The organism is Eubacterium maltosivorans, from assembly GCF_002441855.2.
Lineage (GTDB): Bacteria > Bacillota > Clostridia > Eubacteriales > Eubacteriaceae > Eubacterium > Eubacterium maltosivorans.
The window spans coordinates 3,526,690-3,545,730 of sequence record NZ_CP029487.1 but is presented as its reverse complement, the minus strand read 5'-3'; the positions used below and the strand labels follow the sequence as shown (position 1 = coordinate 3,545,730).

Below are 19,041 nucleotides of genomic sequence, written 5' to 3'. Positions count from 1 at the left end.
TTTTTACTTCCTTTCTATTTTATCCTTTTACGATTTCAATCAGATCCATCATGTGATCCACCACTGCGATGGCGCCGGCTTCAAGTAGCTCTTCCCGGGTTCCGTTGCCAAAGGCCACTCCGGCTGCGTCGATACCGCAGGCGTGAGCGCCCTCAATATCATAATAGCGGTCCCCCACCATGAGCACACCGGCTTTTTTCTCCGGCGTATCGTAGCCGTAATCCTCTAAAAAAGCGCTGATGATTTCGATCTTGTTAGTGCGTGTGCCGGCTATGTCGGGGCCATACACATGATCCGCGTCGATATTGACCCCGGATTTCCCCACAATCTGCCGGGCTGTGGGCTCCCCCTTGTTGGTACAGATGCCGACCGTACAGCCTAAAGCCCGCAGCGCCTCCACGGTTTCAGTTGCTCCGTCAAAGAAAGGGTCCTTATACATACGGCCATGAGTTACGTACTCTTCCTGATAAAAGTCGTAGCCACGCCAGCCGTCTTCCTCGCTGTAGCCATAATATTTCGTAAAGACCTGCTCGATCGGTGGCCCGATAAGGGGCTCAATATCCTCGATTTTTGGGTTGGGATGCCCCAGCATCTTTAGCGCGTACTCAAAGGAACGCCAGACGCCCTCCTTGGAATTCAGCAATGTGCCGTCCAGATCAAACAATACGCAGTGATATTTCATGAACACCCTCCTTCAATTGTCCCATTGGGATGAAAATAATCCCATCTGGGTTCTGCTACTTATTATAACTGTCTCTCATTATAATACAAATGTCTCTCAAATAAAAGCTTTTCTTGGCTGCAAAAGGTTTTCAGCTTTGCTTTTTCTCAAATTCCCCGTGCAGTCCGCTGCTTTTTGTACTATAATGTTATGCAGGATTGAATCCATTTTTCATTTATCCCATAAAGGACAAAGATACAGAAAGGAAGCACAACATGCAGCAGATTCACAACAATATTTTAGAGACCATCGGCCGCACCCCCATGGTGCGCCTTAACCATTTAAGCCCAAACCCCAGGGTGGAAATCGTCGCCAAGGTAGAAGGTTTTAACCCCACCGGCAGTATTAAGGACCGCATCGCCCTTAAAATGATCGAACAGGCCGAAGCGTCCGGCGCTCTGACCAAGGATAAGACCATCATTGAGCCCACCTCGGGTAACACAGGCATCGGACTGGCCATGATCGGGGCCGTCAAGGGCTATGATGTGGAGATCGTCATGAGCGAGGCGGTTTCCATCGAACGCCGCAAGATGATCCAGGCCTTCGGTGCCAAGGTCACGCTGACCGCGCCCGACAAAGGTACTGACGGTGCCATCTGCCGGGTGCGGGAGCTGTTGGCAGAAAACCCGGATAAATATTTTAACCCCAACCAGTTCAGTAACGAGTATAATAAGTTGGCCCACTACACCACCACCGCCGAGGAAATCTGGGAGCAGACTGGCGGAAAGGTTACCCATATGGTCTCCTCTCTGGGAACTTCCGGCACCATCATGGGCATTGGCATGGGCCTTAAAAGTCATAATCCGGACGTACAGATCGTGGAGGCACACCCGGTAAAAGGGCACTATATTCAGGGGCTCAAAAATATGGAGGAGGCTATCGTTCCCGTCATTTACGATCCTGATAAAATCGATACGCATATCATGGTGGAATCTGAGATCGCCTTTGAGTACGTGCGGCAGATTGTCAAAAAAGAAGGCATCTTTGTGGGTATGAGCAGCGGCGCAGCCATGTACGCGGCCTGTGAGGTGGCAAAAACTTTGGACTCGGGCCTCATCGTGGTCATTTTCCCGGACCGGGGCGAAAAATACTTAAGTACGGATTTATTTAAGCTGTAGGCTGTCTGAAATTCTTTTAGAAGGCAGGAAAATGTGGTATAATGAGATCAACTTAAACGCAGGAGGTTTACAATGATTGCACTCATAATCATCATTGCCATTGTGGTCATCCTCGCCCTTGTGGTGATGGGCAGCTATAATGGTCTGGTTAAAACAAAAAATCAAACCGAAGAAGCATTCTCAACCATGGATGTTTATATGAAAAAACGGTATGACCTGATTCCAAACCTGGTGGAAACCGTTAAAGGCTATGCCAAGCATGAATCCCAGACGCTGGAACAGGTGACCGCAGCCCGCAACGCTGCTATGACCGCCACATCCATCGACGATAAGCTGAAAAGTGAAAACGCCCTGACCGGCACCTTAAAAAGCCTGTTTGCCGTTACCGAATCCTACCCGGATTTAAAGGCAAACACCAATTTCATGGATTTACAGCGTCAGCTTCAGAACATTGAAGAAGACATTGCCAATTCGAGAAAATACTACAATGCTTCCGTTAAAAACCTGAACAACAAAATTGAAATGTTTCCGGGCAGCATCATCGCTGGCATGTTCCATTTTGAAAAGAAACCTTATTTTGAAGTATCTTCTCAGGAAGAGCGTGAAAACGTCAAAGTACAATTTTAAATCAACGGACAATTATGCTTGGAGAATTGAGAATTAAAAGAATAAAAGCTTTAATTCTCCATTCTCCTTTTTACATTCCTTTAAGGAGGTGCACCAATGAAAAAGAAACTGCCTGTACTGACGGCGCTTCTTCTACTGCTGGCGCTTGTGTTTCCCGGAGCCGGTCTGGCCAGGGAATACTTCACCATAGACAGCTACGATGTGACCATGAACGTACAGGAAAACCACGCCTATGATGTCAACGAAAAAATTAATGTTACTTTCAGCCAGCCACGACATGGGCTTTACCGTTATATTCCCTACAGTGGAAGCTATTACCGTGATATCGACGGCAAAGCGACCGAAACATCTTACAATGCCCGAATATCCAACATCAAGGTTCCGGGCTACAACTTTGACACCGATACCGAAAACGGCAGTAAGGTCCTTAAAATCGGCGACGAAGACGAATATGTAGATGGCAACCAGACCTATGATATCTCTTATACCTGGGATCCCGGGGATGACCATATCAGCCAGTTTGACGATGTTTATTTCAATATCATCCCGGGGAAATGGGACACTACCATTGACAGCGCAAGCTTTACCATCAATATGCCCAAGGAATTCGACCCTTCAAAAATCGAATTTATTGTGGGCGGCTATGGTGTCACAGATACCAATGCAGTAACCTATACAGTTGACGGCAACACCATTCATGGCACGCTCAATCGGCCGTTGCAGGCCAATGAGGGCGTTACCCTTAATATCCGTCTGCCCCAGGGCTATTTTGTGGGCGCACGCACCGGCAATGAGTGGAATCCGATCGTCTATATTGTCTCAGGTATATGTCTGGTTCTGGCTGTTTTTCTGTGGTTTCGCTATGGCCGTGACCACAAGCCGCTGGAGCCAGTCATGTTCTACGCCCCGGATGGCCTCACACCAGCTCAGATTGGGACGGTGATCGACGGTAAAACCGGCAACGAGGAAATCCTGTCCATGATTATGTATTTGGCGGACAAGGGCTATCTGACCATTGAGCAAACCAGCAAAAAGAACTTTAAGTTCGAGAAAATACAGGAACTCCCAGCCGATGCACTGAACTTTGAGCGCACGGTCATGCGCGCCCTTTTCCCAAACAATCGCACAGTCTCCAACATGAAGGACCTTGAGGATACCTTTTACGAGGATATGCAGGTGGCTAAGGCAGAGGTTGGCGGTTTTTTCGCAGAGCCTCAGAACAGACTGTTCACCCCAGGCTCCAAAACGGCTCAGGCTTTTATTCACCTGGCCTGCTTCCTCCCACTGTTCATTTTTGGCTGTGTTATGGGCTACAGAAGCGAAGGTTACTTTGATGTGTTCATGGTACTGATCATGGGCTGCCTGTTCGGGATTCTTCCCTTTGCAGGACTCAGCTTTTTAGCCCACACCATCGAAACCCGCCAGGGTATGACCGCGGGCTCCTTTACCGGGCGTGTGATTGCGGGCACTCTGATTTCCGCTGCGCTTCTGGTCATTGTTCTGGCCACAGGCACGGTCACCTTTGGCACCATTTTAATGCCGCTGGTACCCGTTTTGGTATCTGTTATCGCAGCGTTCTTCGCCGCCTTTGCCACCAAGCGGACACCTCAGGGCAGCAAGTGGCTCGGCGAGACCCTTGGTTTTAAAAACTTTATCCAGACCGCAGAGCTGGACCGCATCAAAACTCTGGTGGATGAAAACCCCAACTATTTCTTTGATGTACTTCCGTACGCTTATGTGCTGGGCGTAACAGATAAATGGGCCAAACGTTTTGAAAGTCTGGCGATCGAACCGCCACATTGGTACAGAACCTATGACTCCTACAGCATGTTCAATACGATTTATTTCACCAACGCGCTCATGCACAGCATGAACGCCATCTCAACCAACATTACCGTTCCCCCGAATTCCGGTTCCGGCGGATTTGGCGGCGGCGGCTTTACGGGCGGCGGCGGCTTCTCCGGCGGCGGCGGTGGCGGCGGTGGCGGCGGAAGCTGGTAAATAGCTTCTCCGCTCCTTCAAAGAATAAAAACAGTCCCTATGGCCCTGCGTCTTTGCAGCATTAGGGGGATTTTTTACAGGCTCTGATAAATAAAAAACACCATGCTGGGCGTCTCCCTCATGGTGTTTTTATTCTTAATACCTATTGTGGATTACCTCAACCACACACAGGCAATCCTTTAAATCCATAACTTCTCCGCCATCCTGCGCTACTTTTCCGGTAAAACGGTCAGACATCCCTTCCCCAGTCCAGTACACTCATGGCACTATCCGGTCTAAAGCGGTGCTTTTTATCCCCTGTCTTACCCAGCCGCAGGCAGGCATACAGTTGATCTTCTGGTTAAGAACAGAAACTATCTTACCCTTGATGTTAAAAATATCAACTTCGATTATGATTAATTTCTGGATGATGGAGTAGATACGGATGGACTAATACCCTAGAATCATCAAAAGTATCAGCGCCAAAAGTGCGCCTGCAGCCAGCAGAGCTGATCCCTCATCTGCCAAGGCAGCGCAGGTAATCAGTCCGCCTGGTCTGGCATTTGTGTTTTTCAGGCTCAGGACAATCTGCATCTCGGCGTCCGCATAGCCATCCTCGTCCCTACGTTAGCGGGAGATAAGAGTATAAGATCCGGCTTTGGCAGGATAAACGCCGCTTTCCGATTTTAAACTTGTTCTCGCCACACTCTCCTTTACTGCCGTTCCGGGACTAACGCTCAGACGCACTGTTGTCTCCACTGGATTATCCATATCCGCTGCCCACACAGCTGGAATCCCCATCGAAAACAGCACTACTCATCGGCTTACCTCTCGCAGCCTTTTTTTACAGCCCAAAGCCGATGATAATGTTATGCACATCGCAGTCAATCATCCTCTGCATGCTGTCGACATCGTTGACGGTCCAGGGTGCACATCCTTGTTCTTCTGGTTAGCACGCTCCATCAGTGCTTCACTGGTAAATGTTTCCTCAATACTGAGGGCATCTACATTTAAATTTTCTATGTCACCATAGACAATAGGCGTAATGTACAGATTTATATTCCGAGTCAAAAAAGCTTCTGATGTCCAGGTCCTTAATCTTCTCATAGCCAGACTTCCAGAATCCCAATAAGGATCATCACTCCCAGAGACGCTCCTCCTCCGCCTGCAGTCCGCCAGGTTACCATACGAATAACTGCGCCCGAAAGCAGAGAAACGCCCCTGAGAAACAGTACGATGCCCGCAAAGACTAAAAACAGTATAAGCATCCAGATCAAAAAGCTGCCCACAGTTCTGAAAGAATATCCTTTTAAAAGGATGATACTTTTCTGGCAGGGCGATATGAAATTTTACTCCTCGCGGCAAAGACGTTAAACGCGGCCATGACCAGCAGCAGAAGCGACATCCTGCCAGTCTTCCAGGGCTTCATTTTGTCTCTCCTCTCGCCTACAGCTGTCTTGGCAGCTCCATATCATATTCCATAGGTAAAAAAGTGTATCCTTCCTTCAGCAGGGTTTTAAAGGTTTTATCCAGTGCCTTGCGGGTATTTTCCTTCTGCTCGGCATGGCAGAGCACCGTGGAGACATTATGCCCGTGAACACCGTCAATAAAGTTTTTCGTCAGCTGATCAACGCTCAGGCTGTTGCTGGTGCCATCGCCGCACACCACGTTCCAATCCACATAGTTGTAACCCCGGTTCACTATCCCCCGGGTACAGGTAGCATTGGCGTTTGCAGAGCCGCCTGGAAAACGGAACAGGTGGGAGGTCTGCTTTAGACCAGTCACCTGCTTCTGGTAAGCGTCCAGTTTTTCCACATCAGCGTAAAAGGCATCCGGATTATTGTAGAGGCTGTACTGATGGCTCCAGGTATGGTTAGCCAGTGTATGCCCCTCCTTCACAATGCGCCTGTAAGCCTCTTCCATGGCTGGTCCTTCCCTGCCGTTCGTAAAGAAGGTGGCTTTGATGTTATACTTTTTAAGCATATCCAGAATCTCCCCGGTATGCTCGCTGGGGCCGTCGTCAAAGCTAAAGAAAACTACCTTCAGGTCCGCGGTGTCACCCGCTGCTAACTTGGCCTTCACTTCATCCATCTTTGCTCTCAGCTCAGCGTCCACCCTTGGCCCTCCGGCCTTTTTCTGTTCATTGACTGCCATCTGCAGCACACCGGCTGCGGCTGGTACCTGAAAGCTGCTGCTGACCTCTGCCATTTTACCGGCAATCTGTTCCTGGGCAGCTGCTCCTTTCTCAATGTTGTGCCTTCCGATCACCATGGAAGACACAACGAGGCATACCAGCAGCACTGCTGCCAAAACTATAAAAAACCGCGGTTTTAAATGAATTTTTCTCTTACTTCTGTAATAACGTCCTTTTCTCATTTTATCTGTCCTTTCCTGGCTGTCTGCGGTCTTCTACGACCCCCTATTGATTATTGACCTCATCGATCACTGCTGCAAATTCACTCTTAAAGGTATTCTTATCCAGTCCGACTGCAGACATGGAATAGGTCATGTCTCCCTTGGTAAAACACGCGACAATCGCCTGATCGTCAGCATTTTCGGCAATATTATAGGTGATACCGTTATAGGTTTCCGGGCTGTAGCTCAGCTGTTGATAGCCGCTGATGTCACCTTCTGCATTCTTCTGGCTGCGGAGGGCCGCTTCTGCTCCGCCGGTTTTCTGATATCTCAGATCCACCAGTTCATCGCCGATAATGTACATTTCTTTCAGCTCAAAGCCCGAGTAGGCTGGCAGAATCGCCGGGGAATACCCAATTTTTTTCTCAATCTGATCCATTGTATCATAACGCACCATGGGATTCGGAATTTCTTCCTTTTTCTGACTGGAATTTGAACAGGCTGTAGCCACCAGAACAGCAAATACCACAATACTTAAAAATACAGCTGTCTTCTGTTTCATTTTGATTTCTCCTTTATGAATACTTTTTTCTGTGTCGGACAATCACAGCCTCGGCGATGGCCAGCGTAAGGCTCAGATCACCTTGCTGCACGTACAGAGGTGTTCCCTTCTTCTAGGCATAGCCAGCCTGTTTTCCTCCAACCATAAAGCCCTTTCGAGCCTGAATGGCAGATAGTGCAGCGGCTTCCTACCCTTCCTCCTGCCTTAAGCAGCAGGAAGGCGAGAAAGGTGATGAGTAAAGTATGAATCCTTCTAATTTTAAGTGCTCCCTTCTTTTGTATCCTTAGATTATTTCTTACCCTATCTTACACCCCAGAGTACAACAAAAGAACAACAAAACCCAGTCTTATTCAATTTAGAGCAAATAAAAATCCGCGGCGGCGTATTTCGCATCACCGCGGGATTCTATACTTGTTTTTACCCTAGACGGTATTCAATCCATGCCAAGGCATCCTCGATAACCTCGTCACGGATATATTCATTAAAAATTTCATGACAGGCATTACCATAGATTTTCATCTGCTTGTCCTTGGATGGGATATCGGCGAAGAAATCCATGGTGTCCTTGGGGGATACCAGCGCGTCCTTCTCGCCGTGGAGCAGCAGCACCGGATAGCTGAAAGTCTTGTTGTCCATGAGCCAGCGCAGCCCCTCAGCGATGCTCTGGCACAGACCGGCGGTAAAGAACTTGCCATTGAGCGGGTCCTTTCCATAGGCTTCCACCACTGCCGGGTCACTGCACACGCCGTCGCCAAGCTCATTTGGAAATTCCGTTTTCGGAGCAAGCTCCATATCCACGTTGATGATGAGTCCAGTGTTGTCGCGGGTCAGGCCGCCGGAGAGTATAATACCGTCCACCACATCCGGATACTTAGTGCCAAATGCCGCTGCCGCGAAGCCGCCCATGCTGTGCCCGATCACGTATACTGGCAGCTCTGGATTTTCACCTTTAGCCAGTTCAATAATAAAGTTGGTGTCATCGATGATTTCATCCTTATTCGTATAAAAATATCGGTCACCGGAGGATTTTCCATGGCCTCTGTGGTCAAATCGATATACCTTAAAATCACGTGCGGTAAATTTGTCGGTGATGTAGTCGTACCGCCCCTGATGCTCACAGAGCCCATGAACAAAGACCACAACCGCCCTGCATACCTCCGGGCTATCCACAGTCACTACCAGTTCCATACCGTCAAAGGATGGTACGGTCTGTTCTTTTCTCATTATTTTTCTCCTTTTCAATTTGATTAACGTTATATCTATCTCTATTGTAAAGGGCAATTGCTTTTATGTCAATTTACCTTAAAGGCTTAGAACAGTATTAATTTCTTTTGGGTGCAGGCTCAGAAATCTCAAAGCCAGACCAAAGCAAAAAAGCCAGCACAACACTTTACGATTTTACTATTTTGGCTCAGTTACAGCTCCTCAGACAGAAACTGACCGGCGCAGCTATGCCGGGACTAATGAAAACACCGGATGGATGAGTTGGGCAAAGAACAGTGAAAAAACCGGCACCAGCAGTTTAGACAAAGCTATCAGGAATATCTAGATTATTCTTGTAAATAAAGGGGATACTCTGAATAAAAATAACTACAGCTACGATACGATCGCAGCCTATGAAGCCAGACAGCCATAAGATGCCCAAGTACCAGCTGATCAATTTTCTCTCAGAGTACCGGCATTCTCCGTAAAGACTGGTACTTTGTTTTTGACAGCAGTCCCAGGCCTTGGTCTTTATCCGCCAAAATATTCTCTTATTCTGGGACAACCGCATCCTGGGATGTGCTCTCTGCCGGAAGATTTGTGTAAAACAGAGCCTCATAAAAAGATCCGTTGTGCCGCCAGATGCGGCACAACGGATCTTTTTATGACTTCTTTTCGCAGAACGCCGCCGGCGTCATACCGGTGTGCTGTTTAAAATATTTATAGAAATTATTCAGGCTCTCGTACCCTGACAGCAGAGCCGCTTCTTTAACGCTGGCCTCACCGCTTTCCAGCAGGGTCATGGCTTTCTCGATGCGCACTTTGTGCACATAAGTCATGACAGTGCTGTCCATATACTTTTTAAAAAGCCTGGCTATCTGGCTGGGCGTTGAATAGGAGATGTCCGCCAGTGTGGTCAGATCTATTTTTTCGGCGTAGTGACTGTGGATATATTCCAGCACACCGTTCACGGTAGCGTTTCCGGTAAACTGCCAGCCGATGGCCCGGGTAAGGGCTTCTGTAAACTGTTCGTACTGGATGGGCTTGAGCAGAATATCCTTTGCCCCCAGGCGCAGGGCTTTCTGGGCATAGCTGAAGGACTCAAATGCAGTGATGATGATAAAGTCCGTTTCGCTGTTGCTCCTCTGCATGACCTCAAATCCGTTCATGACAGGCATCTGAATATCCAGAAATACCAGCCGAGGCTTTTCCTGCCCGATAAGCGCTATGGCCTCCTGGCCATCCTCAGCTATCCCCACAATCTCAATGGGCAGCTCGTTCTTTTTGATAAAAAAGGTCAAAATCTCGGATACGGCTGGTTCGTCGTCGACAATAATGGCTTTAATCATGGAGTTCCTCCTCTGCGGCTGTGACTGGCAGGTTGACCACCACGCTGGTACCGTTCTGGTCTGATAGAATGGTCATGGTAAAATTTCCACCAAAGGCAGCGGCCAGCTTGGTGTAAATCAGGGAAAGTCCGTGGCCGCTGCCGCTGGCGAGGCTGCGGTTAACACGATTCAGGGTGATGGGGTCCATCACCGTGCCGTTATTCTGAATAACAATGTGGGCGCGGCCATCAGACACCCAGGTTTTTAACGCAATTTTCCGTTCCTTGACGTTTCCTGCAAAACCGTGAATAAAGGCGTTTTCTGCGATGGGCTGTAAAAAATTAAAAGGCACGGCAATCCCTATGAGGGCATCGCTCAAATCATAGGTAAGGCTTAGGCCCTTTCGGTACCGGAGCTTTTGAAGGTTGAGGTAATTATTGAGATAGGCCAGCTCTTTTTCGAAGGGGACAAAGCGGCAGTCGGTTTTCATGGTATAGCGAAACAGATCGGCCAGATCGATAATCCCGGCGTACAGGCGCTCCGAGCCGTCCTGCAGGGCCATGGAGGCCATACAGTTGAGGGTGTTGAACAGAAAGTGGTGATTAATTTTTAAATTGGTCACGGTATCCTGGGCCAGCTGAAGGTTCTGCTCGAGGATTTCACCCTGCCGCTGTGAGTTCTTTATGGCCTTCTCCTTTGTCTCGAGCTCCCTCCGGGCATCGTCAAACACACAGTAGTTGACAATATTATTGGCAATTTCGCCCAGAAGCTTTTTAATGCTGAGGGCCGCGCTTTCAGGCATATCGTACAGGCCCTCGTGCTCCTCCACCCGGGAACCAGACAGCAGGATAAAGCCGCCGCGCACCACGCCGATGCACAGGTCATTATGGATGATGGGCACGCTGTAGACCCTCAGGCTCATGGGACAGACACTCTCGGTACAGGCGGCGTCGGCCGTAAAGGAGCAGATGTCCATACAGGCGCAGGCTTCCGGATGCTTTTCGGGGTCGCAGTGCTTTTTGCAGAATGCGGGGAAATGTGGTGTCTGGAGCACGGTACGCCATTCGGCGTCAAAAATAGTGAGCGGCAGGTTAAGCGGCTCAATGAGCGGCGCACGCAAGCTCTCGACTGCCGCGTACAGGGCATTTTTACCGCTGCTGTCCATTCTTTTCATCTCGCGCATGGTAATTTCCCGCGCGCCGCTGACAGGATTGGATACTAAAAGCTCACAGATGGGCTCGCCGGTGTCATTAATAGTTTCGTGTGTGCTGCCCGCCTCCATATAAAGCACTGCCCCTTTGGCACAGCGCCTGCGCTCGCCGTTGATCACGTAAATTCCCTCGCCGCTCAGGATATAAACCAGCTGCTCCTGGCCGTAATGCACATGCTCTACCTGGTGCTTTCCAGGCAGAATCACCGTCCGCCCAATATTCATGGACTGTCTGGGATTGTCCTCCTCATGAATATGCTGCCACTCCACATAACCCCAGTCTGTCTCCTGTATTTTCATGCCGTCACCCCCTGTTTTGGTTTATTCATTATATCACAAAAACTCCCAAAGACAGCTTTGGAAGTTTTCTGAATTTTTATTTCTCCGCATACTTATCCCAGATGTGGTCTGGGTCGTCAATGCCGAAATCCGCGGGATGAAATACCGGATCCAGTCCCTCGCACTTCTGCCGTTGATAGTCCTTTACCATACTGACCGCCTGTCTGGATAGAAGTAAAACGGCCACAATATTGAGCCAGGTCATAATGCCCGCGCCGGTATCGCCCATGGTCCAGATGGCATCGGCGTTTACAATAACGCCGGAAAAGGTGGACAGGATAAAGATAGCCCTAAATACCTGAACAGCTATCTTTTTTCCATGGAACAGATAATTCACATTACTCTCTGCCTGGTAAGAGTAGCCAATGAGACTGGTAAAAATAAAAAGGCTGATGATGACTGCGAACAGCTTCCCGCCGATAAGGCCGCCATAAGTGGCTTCCAGAATGTCCTGTGTCCAGCCTACGCCGTACTGGCTGCCAGGAAGATATTCTACCAGCATGCCGCCATCCGGTCCTGCCACATTATAGGACATGCTCAGCAGAAGAATAATAGCCGTGGAGGTACAGACAATAAAGGATACAATGTAAACCGACAGCGCCTGCACCAGGCCCTGCTTCACCGGATGAGATGTCTCAGCCGCCGAGGCCACGATGGCTCCGGAACCCTGCCCCGCCTCGGTGGAGTAAACACCGCGCTTAACCCCCCAGGCAATGGCCGAGCCCACAATACCGCCAAAGACAGCGTCTGCGCCAAAAGCGGATTTGAAAACCAGCGCAATGGTAGATGGGATATTCTGGTAATAAATTACAATAATGCCAATGGCCATGAGCATATAGACCAGACACATGGCCGGCGCTGCCTTTTCCGCAAACTTCCCGATACGTTTGACCCCGCCGAAGGTCACTATCCCCAAAAACACGCAGAGCAGAATACCGCCGAAGATCATCGGCAGCCCAAAGGAGCGTTCAAAGGTGCTTGCCAATGAATTGGAATGCAGCCCTGGCATCAGGATACCCGGCCCCAGAATAGTCGCCACGGCAAAAACCTTAGCGTACTTGCTCGAAATCCATTTGTTCTTGAAGCCACGCTCAATGTAAAGGGCCGGACCGCCGATATATTCATCGTTGACCCGGCGCTTATAGGCCTGGGCCAGCGTTGTTTCTACAAGCGCCGTCGCCGCGCCCAGAAGCCCCAATATCCACATCCACACCAGTGCGCCTGGGCCGCCAAAGTAAATGCCTGTGGCCACACCGGCCACAGAGCCCATGCCCACGCGGGAGCCGACCGTTGTGGCAAAGGCCTGGAATGGCGTAATTCCGCTTTTACTTCCCTTTTCCTGGTGAACAATCAGGCCGACCATATCCTTAAAATGACGGATTTGCGGAAAGCCCAGCCATATTGAAAAAACAAGCCCTGCGATCAGGCACAGCACCACCAGCGGCGTGCTCCATACCACACTGCTGACAGCATTGATGATATTATTAAAAGTTTCCAAAAGTTACCCTCCCATACGATAAACCGATGGCGGCGGATACCTTGGTATCCGCTGCCAGCTTTTTTCCAAAGCCTGCTAAGAGGCCTCAAACCGCTTTCTGAATGTGACAGGCTCAGTCCTCAAAGTAGCCTTCCGGGTACAGTGGAAATCTTGAAATCAGGGCTTCTGCCTGAGCCTTGAGCTCATCGAGCTTGTCCTTATCGTCCACATTATTCGCGACCGCGTTCATAATACCGGCGATCTCTGTAATTTCTTTTTCCTTAAGGCCGCGCTGGGTGGTAGAGGTGAGACCAATACGCACGCCGCTGGTCACCATAGGGCTTTCCTTGTCAAAGGGGATGACATTTTTGTTCACGGTAATCCCAACATATTCCAGGGCTTCCTCAAAGGCTTTACCGGTCAGGTTCTTCGGCCTTAAATCTACCATGACGATATGGTTATCTGTGCCGCCGCTGATAATGCGGAAGCCGTAGTTCTGAAGCGCCTCGGCCAGACACTTAGCGTTTTTGACAATCTGCTCCATAACTGCCTTAAATTCAGGGGTGGCTGCATAACCAAATGACCAGGCCTTAGCGGCAATGGTTGCCAGATGAATGGAACCGAGGGTGCCCGGGAAGGTGCCCTTGTCTAAAAGCTTGGCATGTTCTTTTTTACAGAATACCATACCGGAGCGTGGTCCGCAGAAGGTTTTTGTAGTGGAGGAAGATACAAAATCAGCATAGGGGATTGGGCTTGGGATTACCCCTGCCGCTACCAAACCGGCAATATGCGCCATATCGATCATCAGGTAAGCACCGCATTTTTTCGCGATAGCCGCCATCCGTTCGTAATCGATCAGGCGCGGATAGGAGCTCGCACCTCCGATAATGAGCTTTGGTCTGTACTCCATGGCTTTTGCTTCAAGGGCGTCGTAGTCAATCTGTTCGGTTTCGGGATCGACGCCGTAAAAATCGTATTCGTAGACCTTTCTCAAAAAGTTTACCGGGGAACCATGGGTCAGATGGCCGCCCTGATCCAGACGCATGCTGAGCACGCGGTCGCCGGGCGTCAGAATGGCGGAGTAGACACAGTAGTTGGCTGTAGAGCCGGAGTATGACTGAACATTGACATGGTCTGCCCCAAAGAGTGCCTTTGCGCGGTCGCGGGCCAGATTCTCAATCTTATCAGCTTCCTCCGAGCCAGCCTGGAACCGGGCACCCGGGTAGCCTTCCTCGGTTTTATTGGTGAAGATAGAGCCGCTGAGCTCAAGCACCTCGGTGGGCGCAGTACTCTCAGATGCGATCATTTCAATATTGTGTTCCTGACGCTTCAGCTCTGCCGCGACAATTTCGTAAACAGCCGGATCGGATTTTCTTGTAGTTTTTAACATTTTTAGAACCTCTTTCTTAATTTAAAACATTTTATCAGGGGTTGTCGACATCCCGTTCTTCTTTGTAATGGATGCTTTTATTTTACTCGAATTTTACGAAAGCGTATATTCTGATTTTTGACCGATTCTTGATGGATTTTGACTATTCGCCTTTGCCCGTTCCGATAAAAAAGCTGCTCCCCTGTCAAGCGCAGAGTAAGCAGCTTTTTATATTCCTTTACGATTCCTCTGTGAGCTGGCAGCCTTTTTTGTAATAGGCCTTCATCTCCTCCTCTGGCACCATATTGCCACCGGTAGCCCAGACCAGGTGCACGGCATTTTTTAATCGTTCCCCTGTCAGGCCCTTTTCTTGAAGATAAGCGGCGTCGCCCAACACGTGGGATGGACCCGGGAAGCCCGCACAGCCTGAAGGCTCGATGGTCAGACGCTCCGTATCCATAACCAGCCTCAGCAGCCGATACATTTCCGCATCCTCTACGGTAAACGCGCCGTCGATCAGTGTTCTCATCACTCGTCCCACCAGGCGAGAGGGACGGCTGACCGCCAGACCGTCAGCGGCTGTTTTTCCGTCCAAGCCAATGTCTGAAACGCTGATGCTATCGTTAAGGCCAGTCATCATCCCCAGCAGCATACAGGGTGCGTGGGTGGGCTCTGCAAAAAAGCAGTGGGCGTTTTCGCCAAACACGGTTTTTAACCCAAAGGTCACCCCACCGGGGCCGCCGCCCACGCCACAGGGCAGATAGACAAACAGAGGGTGCGCACTGTCGATAATGATCCCCATGCCATCAAGCTGCTTTTTCAGGCGCTCCGCCGCTGTGGAATACCCCAGAAACAAATCGGAGGAGCCTTCATCATCCACGAAATGACATGTAGGATCTCCTTCTGCCTGTTTTCTTCCCTCGGCCACAGCTTTCTGATAATCCTCAGGATACTCGATGACATGCACCCCCTTTGAGCGCAGCATATCCTTTTTCCACTGTCTGGCGTCTGCCGACATGTGCACTGTAACGTCAAAGCCCAGCTTTGCGCTGATAATGCCAATACTCAGCCCAAGATTACCAGTAGAGCCGACAGCAACCCTGTAACCGGAAAACAGGTCTTTAAAGCGTTTTTCGGCCAAAACGGCATAATTATCCGCATCGCTCAGCATTCCTTTCTCAATGGCAATGCTTTCCGCCAGCTTGAGCACCTCGTAAATGCCGCCCCGGGCCTTGATGGAGCCAGAAACCGGCAGATGGCTGTCACATTTAATCAGCAGCCTGCCGGGGATATCCCTTCCGTACCGCTTCTCGAGAGAGGCCTGCATATCCGGCGCTTCCTTTACCGGTGATTCAATAATGCCGCCGGCCCCTCTGGTTTCGGGAAAGCTGGCCTTAATATAGGGTGCAAAGCGCCGCAGTCTCGCCTCCGCATCGGCGGTATCGTCTGCGGTAAAAGGCAGCACCTCCTGTTTTCCAGAATCCGGATTAAACCATATAACCTCCTCGCCCCGCTGCATACGACGGGTCAGGGGATAATCCTCAAATAACTGATTCACGTCCATTTTAATTCCTCCATGATCTCATTGTTACTTTAAAGTATACCGTTTTTCAGAAAAAATTCCATTCCATATTCTGCCAAATTTTATACCAATCTTGACAAAAAAAACAAAGCTGGGGCTCTGTGAAAACAGTCCCCCAGCTTATACTTTATCTATTCGCTTTTTTCTTCAACATCCGATGCGCCGGCTCCCTCCTCTGCCGCTTTTAAAGGCTCGTCGTCCGGCGTCAGTTCCAGATAAACTGTTGCCTTGAACAAATCACCGTCGATACTCAGGTCAAACTGGCCGTTCTGCAGCTCGGTCAGATCCTTGGCAATGGCGAGTCCCAGGCCGCTTCCCTCACTGTGACGGGTATCGTCCCCGCGTTTAAAACGTTCCAGCAGCTCTTCAGCCGGAATATTCAGCGGATCAGCCGAGATATTTTTAATAATAAAAACGCCTCGGTCTGTAAACAGATCCCTGTCAATGGTCATATAGACTCTGGAGCCAGGCAGCGCATATTTCAGCACATTGAACAGCAGATTTTCAATCACCCGCCAGAGCAGGCGGCCGTCTGCGCGTACCAGCACTTTCTCCTGGGGACGGCTGACAATAAACTGAAGACCGGAATCTTCAATCTTGTCCTCAAGCTCACCCATCCCCTGGTTTACCAGCGCTTCCATATTTACGGTATCCCAATGTACCTCCATATTACCTGTGGAGGCTTTCGCCGCCTCAAAAAGATCGTCGGTCAGCGCTTTCAGCCGCGCCGCTTTCTGTTCCAGTACACCAATGTAGCGCTCCCTGGATTCCTCGTCAATATCCTCTTTTTTCAGCAGGTCGATATAGGTGATGATGGATGTCAGCGGGGTACGAATATCATGGGAGACATTGGTGATCAGCTCTGTTTTCAGCCGCTCGCTTTTCAGCTCTTTTTCCACTGCGTCTCTGACTGCCGTCGACAAGCCCTCATTGATATTATTGATGTTTTTTGCCATTTCTTCCACCGGCCCATGCCCTTCAACCTCAATTTTATAGTCCGTATCACCCTCATAGATGCGCTCCACGCCTTTGATGGTCTGATCCAGAGATTTTGCCCGCTTTGCGCCAAACCACAGCGTCACGCCCAGCAGAATAATGCCGACTGGCGGCAGTGCAATAATGAGCATTCCCACGATCGCGCAGATGATAATGGCGGCGCACAGCAGCAGCACCAGCGAGCGGCCCTTGATCACATTCCGGTAAAAATCCCGGATTCTCCGGCAGAAACGCTTGATCAGACGCCAGCATTTTTTGCACAGCACCAATGTTCCAAACCAGTCCATAAAGCGGTGCGCCTTGATCACACGCACAATGCTCAGCACATAGTTATAGGCAAGAGCCACTGCGATGATCAGCAGAATCGCCGACATGTAGGCTGGCAGCCTGTACATAATGCAAGCCACCCCCGCCGCAATGAGCATCCCCTCAACCCATGCCAGAATAATCAAATGAAGATCCCAGTATATATGGTCAATGACCAGCAGGTGAATGTCGTTGTCTGTCTCGCGGCGCCCGGCGCCAATACAGGCCACTACCAGGCAGATCAAAGATAATAATCCACAGACGAAGAAAACCTGAACCGCCAGTACCGCGTCCGCCCGATCCTGGCTGTAAATTTCAGCCATCTCATTGACCTTATGATCATCAAAGGCAAGGATAATACGGTTGTCAGTATTGCTGTTTCCACCATAATTATAATGACTCATTTCCTGAGAAGCGTTGATCTTACCCTTGTCATTTTCGAGATAGACCTTAGACTGTATCAGGGACTCCGGCGTCACGCCTTCGCCGCTGGTTCTTTTCTGCCCGTCCCGCTCAATATACCATTTAAGACCAAAGCTTTTCTGGGCATTTTCCAGACTGTTAAGCGTGTTTGCATAGTCCTGAAGCTGCTTTTGTATCTGCTCCGCCCGATACTTCTCGATTTCCTTGCCATGCCTTTCCATGAAAGCGTCGGAGTTGATCACATCAATAACGGTCTTTGGCACACTGCTGTCGGAACGCTCACCGTAGTAATAGCTGTCAACATTTCCAAGTTCATTTTCCCACAGCCCGAAACGGCTCCGGTCTTCTGCGAGCAGCGAGAGCTTATATTCCTCGATGACAGCGTCCTCATCGAGAAGGGCACCGCTGCGGATATACTCCTCGGAGCGGTAGGTATCTGCCAAAGCAAACAGGTCGTGATAAACACTGTAAACCTCTGAGCGCAGCGAGCTGCTCTTCAGATAATCCTGTTCATCCCAAGTTTCGGAAATACCGAAGCCTTCCATTTTTGTTGTGGCTGTCTGCTCCAGCACAAAGATGCCTGTGCTCAGAAGTAGCACTGCCAGTATAAACGCAATGAGCTTTACGCCTGTATTGCGGAGCAGATGCTCACTTTTTATTACAATCACACCGCTATTGCGGAGGGTATTTTTCGACTTTGTATCCAATTCCCCACACCACCTTTAAGTATTTGGGCTCCTTCGGATTGATCTCAATCTTTTCGCGAATGCGCCGCACATGGACGGCAACAGTATTGTCCGCATTGTACGAAGGTTCCTCCCAGACATTTTCATAAATCTGCTCGATGGAAAAGACTTTTCCCATTTCCCGCATCAAAAACTTCAAAATTTTATATTCTACCGGGGTCAGCTTAACCTCTTCCCCGTCCACTGTCACTTTTTTATAGGCGTCGTCCAGTTCAAGACCGCCTGTTTTATAGACATCTGTCCGCTTTACATAGCTGCCAAGCGTCGTGTAACGCCGCAGTTGAGATTTCACCCGGGCTATGACCTCCAGCGGATTAAAGGGCTTGGTGATATAATCGTCTCCGCCCACGGTCAGCCCCATAATTTTATCGTTGTCCTCTGCCTTTGCCGACAGAAAAATAATCGGAATGTTTGCGGTCTCACGGATTTTCAGGGTTGCGTGAATCCCGTCCATTTCAGGCATCATAATGTCCATCAGTATGAGATGGATGGTATTTTCAGAGACTATTTCAAGTGCTTCTTTTCCGGAATAGGCCTTAAAAATATCATATCCTTCATTTTTCAGGTAAAGCTCCAAAGCGTCGACGATTTCCCGTTCGTCATCACATATTAATATGTTCATTTCTTACTCCTTCTGTCCTTCAGTATCGATCTGATGGTATTATGATACCATAACATTCTTACAAAGAAAGTGCCGAT

General features: G+C 49.5%; 16 protein-coding genes. 3 read left to right on the top strand and 13 right to left on the bottom strand.

From position 1 onward, the window contains the following. Positions 1–19: 19 nt before the first annotated feature. A complete protein-coding gene (locus CPZ25_RS16390) occupies positions 20–682 on the bottom strand; it encodes an HAD family hydrolase (protein ID WP_058695812.1) in 663 nt (220 codons plus the stop codon). Between the two features lie 254 nt (positions 683–936). On the opposite strand from CPZ25_RS16390, the gene CPZ25_RS16385 reads away from it, so the two are divergent. The 3 genes from CPZ25_RS16385 (at position 937) to CPZ25_RS16375 (ending at position 4,467) form a co-directional block, all read left to right on the top strand. Continuing rightward, a complete protein-coding gene (locus CPZ25_RS16385; protein ID WP_207670829.1) occupies positions 937–1,839 on the top strand; it encodes a PLP-dependent cysteine synthase family protein in 903 nt (300 codons plus the stop codon). A gap of 72 nt (positions 1,840–1,911) precedes the next feature. Next, positions 1,912–2,466 (top strand): LemA family protein, encoded by a 555-nt coding sequence (locus CPZ25_RS16380; RefSeq protein ID WP_058695813.1) that lies wholly within the window; start codon positions 1,912–1,914, stop codon positions 2,464–2,466. A gap of 96 nt (positions 2,467–2,562) precedes the next feature. Next, positions 2,563–4,467 carry a DUF2207 domain-containing protein gene (locus CPZ25_RS16375; RefSeq protein WP_058695814.1) on the top strand — a complete coding sequence of 635 codons (1,905 nt, stop codon included), beginning with the start codon at positions 2,563–2,565 and terminating at the stop codon, positions 4,465–4,467. Between the two features lie 429 nt (positions 4,468–4,896). Here the strand turns inward: CPZ25_RS16375 and CPZ25_RS20565 are convergent, their stop codons facing one another. The 12 genes from CPZ25_RS20565 to CPZ25_RS16320 form a co-directional block, all read right to left on the bottom strand. Beyond that, positions 4,897–5,040 carry a hypothetical protein gene (locus tag CPZ25_RS20565; RefSeq protein WP_167495257.1) on the bottom strand — a complete coding sequence of 48 codons (144 nt, stop codon included), beginning with the start codon at positions 5,038–5,040 and terminating at the stop codon, positions 4,897–4,899. A gap of 294 nt (positions 5,041–5,334) precedes the next feature. Then, positions 5,335–5,553, bottom strand: a complete 219-nt coding sequence (locus CPZ25_RS16370; protein WP_058695816.1) for a hypothetical protein — start codon at positions 5,551–5,553, stop codon at positions 5,335–5,337. Positions 5,554–5,892: 339 nt separating this feature from the next. Then, a complete protein-coding gene (locus tag CPZ25_RS16365) occupies positions 5,893–6,822 on the bottom strand; it encodes a polysaccharide deacetylase family protein (protein ID WP_096920167.1) in 930 nt (309 codons plus the stop codon). Between the two features lie 43 nt (positions 6,823–6,865). Continuing rightward, positions 6,866–7,363, bottom strand: a complete 498-nt coding sequence (locus CPZ25_RS16360; protein ID WP_096920168.1) for a hypothetical protein — start codon at positions 7,361–7,363, stop codon at positions 6,866–6,868. A gap of 417 nt (positions 7,364–7,780) precedes the next feature. Next, positions 7,781–8,587 (bottom strand): alpha/beta hydrolase, encoded by an 807-nt coding sequence (locus tag CPZ25_RS16355; protein WP_074617822.1) that lies wholly within the window; start codon positions 8,585–8,587, stop codon positions 7,781–7,783. Positions 8,588–9,228: 641 nt separating this feature from the next. Further along, positions 9,229–9,915 (bottom strand): response regulator transcription factor, encoded by a 687-nt coding sequence (locus CPZ25_RS16350; protein ID WP_096920169.1) that lies wholly within the window; start codon positions 9,913–9,915, stop codon positions 9,229–9,231. Continuing rightward, positions 9,908–11,404: a histidine kinase gene (locus CPZ25_RS16345; RefSeq protein ID WP_096920170.1), complete on the bottom strand. Its 1,497-nt coding sequence runs from the start codon at positions 11,402–11,404 to the stop codon at positions 9,908–9,910. The genes CPZ25_RS16350 and CPZ25_RS16345 overlap by 8 nt, the downstream gene beginning before the upstream one ends. A gap of 76 nt (positions 11,405–11,480) precedes the next feature. Next, positions 11,481–12,941, bottom strand: a complete 1,461-nt coding sequence (locus CPZ25_RS16340) for an alanine/glycine:cation symporter family protein (protein WP_058695822.1) — start codon at positions 12,939–12,941, stop codon at positions 11,481–11,483. Positions 12,942–13,053: 112 nt separating this feature from the next. Continuing rightward, positions 13,054–14,310, bottom strand: coding sequence for a serine hydroxymethyltransferase (locus CPZ25_RS16335; RefSeq protein ID WP_074617819.1), 1,257 nt, complete (start codon positions 14,308–14,310; stop codon positions 13,054–13,056). 217 nt (positions 14,311–14,527) lie between these two features. Further along, on the bottom strand, positions 14,528–15,853 hold the full coding sequence (locus CPZ25_RS16330; protein WP_096920171.1) for a D-serine ammonia-lyase: 1,326 nt from the start codon (positions 15,851–15,853) through the stop codon (positions 14,528–14,530). Between the two features lie 149 nt (positions 15,854–16,002). Further along, the gene (locus CPZ25_RS16325) at positions 16,003–18,303 is read right to left on the bottom strand and encodes a sensor histidine kinase (RefSeq protein ID WP_096920172.1); all 2,301 of its coding nucleotides are present in this window, start codon (positions 18,301–18,303) and stop codon (positions 16,003–16,005) included. After that, positions 18,269–18,964, bottom strand: coding sequence for a response regulator transcription factor (locus CPZ25_RS16320; RefSeq protein ID WP_013379005.1), 696 nt, complete (start codon positions 18,962–18,964; stop codon positions 18,269–18,271). The genes CPZ25_RS16325 and CPZ25_RS16320 overlap by 35 nt, the downstream gene beginning before the upstream one ends. Positions 18,965–19,041: the final 77 nt, after the last annotated feature.

Excerpts from the sequence above, each read along its gene's own strand:
- CPZ25_RS16390 (WP_058695812.1), bottom strand. The coding sequence starts at position 682 with ATGAAATATCACTGCGTATTGTTTGATCTGGACGGCACATTGCTGAAT.
- CPZ25_RS16385 (WP_207670829.1), top strand. The coding sequence starts at position 937 with ATGCAGCAGATTCACAACAATATTTTAGAGACCATCGGCCGCACCCCC.
- CPZ25_RS16380 (WP_058695813.1), top strand. The coding sequence starts at position 1,912 with ATGATTGCACTCATAATCATCATTGCCATTGTGGTCATCCTCGCCCTT.
- CPZ25_RS16375 (WP_058695814.1), top strand. The coding sequence starts at position 2,563 with ATGAAAAAGAAACTGCCTGTACTGACGGCGCTTCTTCTACTGCTGGCG.
- CPZ25_RS20565 (WP_167495257.1), bottom strand. The coding sequence starts at position 5,040 with ATGCAGATTGTCCTGAGCCTGAAAAACACAAATGCCAGACCAGGCGGA.
- CPZ25_RS16370 (WP_058695816.1), bottom strand. The coding sequence starts at position 5,553 with ATGAGAAGATTAAGGACCTGGACATCAGAAGCTTTTTTGACTCGGAAT.
- CPZ25_RS16365 (WP_096920167.1), bottom strand. The coding sequence starts at position 6,822 with ATGAGAAAAGGACGTTATTACAGAAGTAAGAGAAAAATTCATTTAAAA.
- CPZ25_RS16360 (WP_096920168.1), bottom strand. The coding sequence starts at position 7,363 with ATGAAACAGAAGACAGCTGTATTTTTAAGTATTGTGGTATTTGCTGTT.
- CPZ25_RS16355 (WP_074617822.1), bottom strand. The coding sequence starts at position 8,587 with ATGAGAAAAGAACAGACCGTACCATCCTTTGACGGTATGGAACTGGTA.
- CPZ25_RS16350 (WP_096920169.1), bottom strand. The coding sequence starts at position 9,915 with ATGATTAAAGCCATTATTGTCGACGACGAACCAGCCGTATCCGAGATT.
- CPZ25_RS16345 (WP_096920170.1), bottom strand. The coding sequence starts at position 11,404 with ATGAAAATACAGGAGACAGACTGGGGTTATGTGGAGTGGCAGCATATT.
- CPZ25_RS16335 (WP_074617819.1), bottom strand. The coding sequence starts at position 14,310 with ATGTTAAAAACTACAAGAAAATCCGATCCGGCTGTTTACGAAATTGTC.
- CPZ25_RS16330 (WP_096920171.1), bottom strand. The coding sequence starts at position 15,853 with ATGGACGTGAATCAGTTATTTGAGGATTATCCCCTGACCCGTCGTATG.
- CPZ25_RS16320 (WP_013379005.1), bottom strand. The coding sequence starts at position 18,964 with ATGAACATATTAATATGTGATGACGAACGGGAAATCGTCGACGCTTTG.